General features: G+C 54.9%; 2 protein-coding genes. Both read left to right on the forward strand.

Annotation, left to right across the window (positions count from 1 at the left end):
* Nucleotides 1-2,005: DEAD/DEAH box helicase (locus COY37_RS04705; protein ID WP_353683000.1), on the forward strand; the 2,005-nt coding region annotated here is incomplete at its 5' end.
* A partial coding sequence (locus COY37_RS04710; protein ID WP_286976434.1) for a BRO-N domain-containing protein occupies nucleotides 2,006-2,626 on the forward strand: 621 nt, incomplete at its 3' end. It lies immediately after the preceding gene.

Below are 2,626 nucleotides of genomic sequence, written 5' to 3' on the forward strand. Positions count from 1 at the left end.
GGCGGAGGCACGCATCTGGATCTCCGGCATCGAGGCCGTGAAGGCCAAAATCGGTGTAAAGGCTATCTACGATCTTTCGGCCACACCATTTTTCCTACGCGGTTCAGGTTACCCCGAAGGCACGCTTTTCCCGTGGGTGGTCTCAGACTTTTCCCTGATCGATGCCATCGAAGCAGGCATCGTCAAGGTGCCTCGCGTGCCGGTTGCCGATGATTCGATGACCGGTGAGCAGCCCACCTATCGCGACCTGTGGCTGCGCATCCGCGAGCACCTTCCCAGGAAGGGGCGCAAAACCGATAAGCTGGGCGGTGAACCGAACCTCCCTGTCGAGCTGCAGGGCGCACTGCTAAGTCTTTACGGCAATTACGAGAAGTATTACCGTCTATGGGAGCAGAACGCCGAGGCCTGCGCCCGTGGTATTACGCCGCCTGTCTTTATCGTCGTTTGCAACAACACCAATGTTTCCAAGCTGGTCTTTGACTTTATCGCCGGCTGGGAAAAACAGATTGGCGAACAAACCATAGTCCAAGCTGGACAACTACAGATATTTCGAAATGATGATGGCAACGGTGCTTGGCTGCACCGCCCGAATACGATTTTGGTGGACAGCCAGCAACTCGAATCCGGCGAATCAATGAGCAATGATTTTAAGAAGATCGCCGCCCGCGAAATCGACGAATTCAAAGCCGACTACCGAACTCGATTTCCCGGCCGTGACGCCGAGAATCTCACCGACGAAGACCTGCTCCGCGAAGTAATGAACACCGTTGGCAAAGCAGGCAAGCTCGGCGAGCATGTCAAATGTGTGGTCAGTGTATCCATGCTCACCGAGGGCTGGGATGCCAACACCGTCACCCATGTTCTCGGCGTGCGCGCCTTCGGCACACAACTGCTATGCGAGCAGGTGGTCGGGCGTGCTCTGCGGCGCAAGAGTTATACTGCCAATGAGCATGGCCATTTTAATCCCGAATATGCCGAGGTTTACGGTGTACCGTTTTCCTTTATACCGTGTAGTGGTGCAACAGTAGACCCAAAACCAGGCCCGCTGCCCACCCGCGTGCGCGCCCTTGAAAGCCGTATCGCCTGCGAAATAACATTTCCCCGATTGCTCGGCTACCGCTACGACGTGGCCGGCGAACGGCTCAACGCGACCTTCACCGACGAATCCAAACTCGTGCTTTCCACTGCCGACATTCCCACTAAAACCGAGAACGCGCCTATTGTTGGTGAGTCCAGCATCCATACCCTTGACGATCTCAAGCGTCGACGCCCTAACGAAGTCGTCTTTCTGCTGGCCAAGCTCACACTGGAGAAGTACTTTCGTGACGACGACGGCAACGACAAGCCCTGGCTTTTCCCGCAATTGCTCGACATCGCCAAACGCTGGCTCGCAGAATGCATGACGCTCAAAGACAACACCTTCCCGCAACTGCTATTGCTGATCGAGTTTGCGCACGACGCCGCCGACCGCATCTACAAGGCCATCGTTGCCTCGACCGACGGTACGGCTGCGCTTAAGCCCATCTTGCGACCATATGACACCCTTGGCTCCACCCGTTATGTGGATTTCGACACCACCCGGCCCGTCTTCGCTACCCGCGAGGACAAGTGCCACATCTCCCACGTCGTTGCGGATACCGATTCATGGGAACAGAAGATGGCTGAAGCCCTCGAAGATATGTCTGAGGTCATTCGCTACGTCAAGAATCACAACCTTGGATTTACCATCCCCTACACGCTGAATGGTGAGGAGAAAGATTATATACCTGACTTTATTGCCTGCATTGACGACGGCCACGGCCCGGATGATTTGCTCAACCTGATCATCGAAGTTACCGGCGAGAAAAGGAAAGACAAGGCTGCCAAAGTCGCTACGGCGCGCACATTGTGGGTACCGGCAATCAACAACCATGGCAGCTTCGGGCGATGGGCGTTCCTTGAGATCGATGATCCGTGGGACGCAAAAAACATCATTCATGTTTTTCTTAAAACAAAGGAGCTGTAAATGAGCGATCAACTGACGCCCGACTCGCAGGGCAAGATTATTGTCTTCGGCGCGAAGCAGATTCGACGAATTTGGCACGATGAGCAGTGGTTTTTCTCAGTCGTAGACATCATTGCCGCGCTGACCGACAGCGATAATCCACGGAATTACTGGAACATGATGAAGGCGCGCGAGCTAAAACAGAGCGAAGTTCAGTTGTCCACATTTTGTGTACAACTGAAATTAACCTCCACTGATGGAAAAAGTTACAAGACTGAGGCGGTCAACGTCGAATCCGCCTTTCGCATCATCCAGTCGATCCCCAGCCCCAAGGCCGAGCCGTTCAAACGCTGGCTTGCCCAGGTCGGCTACGAGCGCGTTCAGGAGATCGAAAACCCCGAACTCGCTCAGCAACGGATGCGGAAACTTTATCAAGACAAAGGCTACCCCGACGATTGGGTCGAAAAGCGTGTCCGTGGCATCGCCGTTCGTGACGAACTGACCGGCGAATGGCAAAAACGCGGGATTCAGGATCAAAGAGACTTCGCCATGCTCGGCGAGGCCGCCACCACGGAAATCGCACGCAACAAAGACGCCCAGGGCCTGTTGAAGAATAAACAGGCTGCCCAGGAAGGCGGCACG

The organism is Candidatus Aquicultor secundus, assembly GCF_002791875.1.
Classification (GTDB): Bacteria; Actinomycetota; Aquicultoria; order Aquicultorales; family Aquicultoraceae; genus Aquicultor_A; species Aquicultor_A secundus.